The sequence below is a fragment of the Paenibacillus sp. MER TA 81-3 genome (genome assembly GCF_023713585.1).
GTDB classification, from domain to species: domain Bacteria; phylum Bacillota; class Bacilli; order Paenibacillales; family Paenibacillaceae; genus Paenibacillus_B; species Paenibacillus_B profundus.
Map to the genome: position 1 here is coordinate 1 of NZ_JAMAWB010000044.1, position 5303 is coordinate 5303.

General features: G+C 46.0%; 5 protein-coding genes and 1 pseudogene. All 6 read left to right on the forward strand.

The genetic code is table 11. The features are described 5' to 3' along the window. Nucleotides 1–391 (forward strand): annotated as a pseudogene (locus M3650_RS31070) (transposase); the annotation flags it as partial. Nucleotides 392–767: 376 nt separating this feature from the next. After that, complete coding sequence (locus tag M3650_RS31080) at nt 768–1682, forward strand: IS1595 family transposase (RefSeq protein WP_483311804.1); 915 nt, start codon at nt 768–770, stop codon at nt 1680–1682. A gap of 1035 nt (nt 1683–2717) precedes the next feature. Continuing rightward, on the forward strand, nt 2718–2894 hold the full coding sequence (locus M3650_RS33265; protein WP_483311805.1) for an ATP-binding cassette domain-containing protein: 177 nt from the start codon (nt 2718–2720) through the stop codon (nt 2892–2894). Further along, entirely contained in the window at nt 2894–3634 is a 741-nt protein-coding gene (locus tag M3650_RS31085; RefSeq protein WP_483311806.1) for an ABC transporter ATP-binding protein, read from the forward strand. The genes M3650_RS33265 and M3650_RS31085 overlap by 1 nt, the downstream gene beginning before the upstream one ends. A gap of 188 nt (nt 3635–3822) precedes the next feature. Beyond that, the gene (locus M3650_RS31090; RefSeq protein ID WP_251580213.1) at nt 3823–4233 is read left to right on the forward strand and encodes a hypothetical protein; all 411 of its coding nucleotides are present in this window, start codon (nt 3823–3825) and stop codon (nt 4231–4233) included. Next, the gene (locus tag M3650_RS31095; protein ID WP_251580215.1) at nt 4148–5134 is read left to right on the forward strand and encodes an ABC transporter substrate-binding protein; all 987 of its coding nucleotides are present in this window, start codon (nt 4148–4150) and stop codon (nt 5132–5134) included. Before M3650_RS31090 ends, M3650_RS31095 begins: the two co-directional genes overlap by 86 nt. The last annotated feature ends 169 nt before the right edge of the window (nt 5135–5303 follow it).

Genomic DNA, 5303 nt, shown 5'->3' on the forward strand with positions numbered 1-5303 from the left:
ATAAATCCATCGTCTCCTATGTATTCGGGTGTTCCAATAACAATCCTCTTGTATTTCAGACATTGAAACGGGCCTTGCAAGAAGCACCAGGAAGCAAGCCCATGCTTCATAGCGACCGGGGTTTCCAATATACCTCTCTGGACTTCAAAAAGCTCTTGGACGATAACAAAATGACTCAGAGTATGTCCTGGGTTGGACGATGCATCGATAACGGTCCAATGGAATCTTTCTGGGGAACCCTAAAATGCGAGAAGTATTATTTACACACCTACATACCTTTGAGGAGCTCGAAAAAGACATCCAGGCCTACATCCACTTTTACAATTACGAACGGTTACAAGCAAAACTAAACGGCCTCAGTCCGATGGAATTCAGGACCAAAGCCGCTTAATTGATTTTTATTTTTTGTACTGTCTACTTGACGGGGTGCAGTTCAAACTTGTTGACCGTGGGGCAGTCTGTTTTTATTAGACGGTCATTTCTATTTACAGTTACTCCTCAAAAACTATTTCTAGTGTGAAACCCGGCTCTATCTCTTAGTAAGTCCTTTTGTCCACTCTCCCACTAACTCAGATTGGTAAAGGAAGGTTCGTTGAAATGTTCTTTTGTTCACTCTCCCAATAATTCAGAGCGCGTAATGGCGTAATGAATGGCTCGGTACTGAAATGAAACATGCAGATGTGAAGCGTCCTACTTGAAACAATACTATTTGTTTGTTATAATTTGTATATCGGGAACAAATGTTCTCTTTTTGAGGAGGTGGGAATATGACGGGGCAGATGTCATTTGAGAGTTTGGAGGAATTATTTGCGTATTTTCATTCTGAGGATAGGTGCGTAGAAGAGATATTTCGGAGAAAGTGGCCTCATGGTTTCGTCTGTCCTCGCTGCAACCATGGAGAGGCGTATACGATACGATCACGTAGGCTGCCGCTATATGAATGTCGTTCCTGTCGTCATCAATGCTCACTTATTGCCGGCACTGTGATGGAAGGAAGCCATACGGATCTCAGGAAATGGTTGGCTGCCATCTGGCTCATTTCAAGAACCGATGAGGGGATTAATGCAGTGAAGCTAAGTATGATCATCCAAGTGACGTACAAGACGGCTTGGGCGATGCTGCATAAGCTTAGAGCAGTCATGGGCGCTGCAGATGCAGAGTGTCCGCTTGAGCATGACGTTCGTGCCGCTTTGACATACTATGGATCGGAGCACGCTCCTTTATTTGAGCTGCACCCGAAGGAGCATCCGTATCTGATTGCTGCCTCCATCAACCCTGATAACAGCCCCAACTATGTGAAAATGAAGCAAGTATTGCGCAATCATTTGTTGTCCGACAAGAGCCTGTTGACTGCCGGGCTGACGGCTTTTGTCTCGCAGCACGTATCTTCGAATACAAGCAAGATCGACATCATGAAGCACCATTTCCGTTTTCGCCGACCTGATGTGCTTCGTCACATCGCCGATCAAGCTCGATCTTGGATCAATAAGACGTTTCACGGCTTGGGAGGTAAATATTTGCAAGCTTATCTGGACGAATACTGCTATCGCTACAATCTTGAATCGCAACATGTATCCATATGGGAGCGGTTGGCAGCACAATGCTTGTCCGTCAACACCTTTATAGCGTTAGAGTGGAGACGCCGTGGAAGAACGATAGGGAGAATAACACACGCTGCTTGACGGAAGATGTCTTGTTTTAAGCTAGTTTAGTTAAAATTTACAATTGTTAAATCTGATAATAAGCTGAACTTATTACGAAGCTTCCGTTTACAGTTATATTTCAGTGCTTCAATTGTGCACATATCAGCAATTCAACTGATAAGGATATATAGTTAAGTATGTCAGTTAAGCGAGCCAATTAAAGTTGTAGCATTACGTCACTGCCGTATTTGATGCTAAAGAGATCATTCTGAATGCGAATGGTCTGCTTTGTATGCAAGGAAGCTTCGACACATGTTTTAGTCCAGTCATGCGACGGATGATGAAACTGCAAATATGGCTCGGTCACTTCTGCAACAGATGATGATGCGTTGAGAGCAAGGATTGCGTTATTGCTATGACAGATGGTGAAATTGCTGCGAACAAGGATTGCGTCACTTCTGCAACAGATGATGATGCGTTGAGAGCAAGGATTGCGTTACTGCTATGACAGATGGTGAAATTGCTGCGAAAGGGATTGCGCACTTCTGCAACAGATGATGATGCGTTGAGAGCAAGGATTGCGTTATTGCTATGACAGATGGTGAAATTGCTGCGAACAAGGATTGCGCACTTCTGCAACAGATGATGATGCGTTGAGAGCAAGGATTGCGTTACTGCTATGACAGATGGTGAAATTGCTGCGAACAAGGATTGCGTCACTTCTGCAACAGATGATGATGCGTTGAGAGCAAGGACTGCGTCATTTCTACGACAGATGATGATATTGCAATATGTAAATAGATTCGTTCTTTTACTAAAAAGGGGGAATAACTACATGATGTGCTCTATTTCTGAATAGTTGGGATAGTGGACAAAAGGGCTATTTGGAGCAATACCTTCGCAGGAGGGGGAGAGAAACGAACTAGGTTCGATGAGGTATAAAAGCAAGCAAGTAAAGCAAGCAACGCCAATTTAGAAAGCGCTTACATATTTCTTAACACCAAATTAACAGCTTTCTTAGTAATATATTTCTTACCGGGAGGGATCGTGCTGGCAAATATTTTGTTTAATCATGTGTATAAGCGTTATGGCAAATATAAAGAGATTGCTGTAAGCGATTTCAACTTGTCTGTAGACGATACGGAATTTATCGTATTGGTCGGGCCGTCCGGATGCGGAAAATCAACGACACTCCGCATGTTGGCAGGGTTGGAGGATGTGACAGAAGGCGATATATCGGCGATACAGTAGTGAATGACATACCTCCGAAGGATAGGGATATCTCTATGGTGTTCCAGAACTACGCACTGTATCCGAACATGAGCGTGTATGAAAATATCGCTTTTGGATTGCGCTTGCGGAAACAGCCGAAGCATGAAATTGATTTGGCGGTGAAGCGGGCGACACGAGTGCTTGAAATTGAGAACTTTTTGGAGCGTAAGCCGCGTGAATTATCCGGTGGACAACGGCAGCGCGTGGCGCTCGGTCGAGCGATCGTCAGGACACCGCAAGTGTTCCTCATGGACGAACCGCTGTCGAACTTGGATGCGAAGCTGCGCGTGCAGATGCGCTCTGAAATTATTAGCCTGCATAAGAAGATTGAAGTGACCACTATATATGTGACCCATGACCAGGTTGAGGCGATGACGATGGGTGATCGGGTCGTCGTCATGAACAGAGGTCTCGTACAGCAAGTCGATACGCCGGAACTTATCTATAATCGGCCTGTCAATATGTTCGTTGCTAACTTTATCGGCAATCCACCGATGAATTTCATTCAAGGAAAACTGCAAGAACAAGATGGACACTTGGAATTTCATACGAATCGATTCGCGATCCGCCTTGCTCCTCAACATGCAAGCGCTATCAAAAAACATCGATTGTTAGAGCGGACCGTCGTGATGGGGATCCGTCCTGAGCATATCAGCTTTGAACCTCATCGAATGGAAGCCTCACCGGATTCCATAGTGACGGGCATATTGCAATTTTAACGAATTTGTCGGCTCGATCGTTATTACCACATTGATATTAAGCAAGACCGACCGCTTGTCATCCGTGCCAGCGAGGGCTGCCATTGCGAAGACACATCCCAGGTGTCGGCTGCGATTAATATGGAAAAGGCATTGTTTTTCAATAAGGATACAGAAATGCTTCTGATGGATTGAGAGGTGATGAAGGCGTGACGCAACGCAGTAGTCGACAGGGTCGCCAGGCGAAATACGGGTTATTTGTCATCGGTTTGCTAATCATCGTGGGCATCGTGTATCTCACGGTTAATTCGAGTGAATGGTCTGTGTATGCGGAATCCGGCTCATCTACATCCGCGAATCGTGGAGCGGTTCATATTTTTTCCTCTGCTGATAACAGTCAAATTGAGCCTTATTATCAAGAAACGCTCAAGCAGTGGCAAGCAGACGGCATTCAACCCGGAACAGGTAAAGTGGTGATTTCAGCCTCGCAATTTACGGCGAACTCAGATGATGCCGATGTAACGACAGGCTCCTATGAAGGTAAGAACAATGTGCTTCGTGTTGACGACAGACAATTTCGACATTTTAAAAGAGAAAGATATGCTGCTGCCCTTGGATGACTTGTTGAAGGAACGCAACTTCGATTTCAGCAGAATAAGACCTGGTATTATGGACGCGCTGCGTGCGCGCGATCCGGAGGGGCAAGGACGTCTGCTCGGTATTCCAGTTGAAGACGTGGCAGTGGCGCTCCACTATAACAAGACAATATTTGATAAGTTCGGCGCCTCTTACCCTACGGACGGAATGACATGGGATGAAGTCGTCGAGCTGGCCGCGAAGGTTACCGGGGAACGGGACGGGATTAAGTATCGGGGATTGGCGACGAACTTTATGTCGCAAGCGATGACTCAATTATCCGCAAATGGGACGGATCCAGCTACAGGCGAACCGCAATTTTCCAAAAATCCGGCGTTTGGCCGATTTTTAGAATTGGCGAAGCGAATCGCAGATATCCCGGGTAATTGGGAGCCGGATATCAGTTATGATTTTACTAAGGGAGAGGTTGCGATGAGCCTTGGTCTTATCGCCAATACGATTCCTTACTATCCGGAAGAATTGGATTACGATGTGGTCAGCTTCCCGGCATGGTCGGATCTTCCAGGTGTTGGTCCTTCGACGTTGCCGTTCACGATTGCGATTAGCAAGCAGAGCAAACATATCGACGAAGCTCTCGACGTTCTGGAATATTTGTTGACCGATGAGCAGCAAATTCGAATGACCCGCAAGGACGTGCCATCCGTCTCCGGCGATCAGAGCATTCTCGAACAGTTTGCGGCGGACGTGTTGAAGAGAGACATGAACGTCAAGGGGATCTACTCGCTCCAGCAAGCCAAGCCGGCCATATACAGCCCATACGGTCCGGACATTTTACTGTACGGCACGAATTACGTCGGTTCCCAAGTTGGCCCATTCTTGAAGTCGGGGGGACGACGCGCAGAGCTTCCTCAGAAAGATGGATGAAGAATACGCTGCAACCGTTAAAGAAATGAAAAAAAACAAAAACTATATAAGTTGAACGAAAGAAGATATCAATCAAAGTCTAACGCATAGGCGGTCAATGATGGCATGAGGGTACTTCATGATTTCATCCATAAACTGCCCGACACGCAGACGGATTTCGGAAACGGTG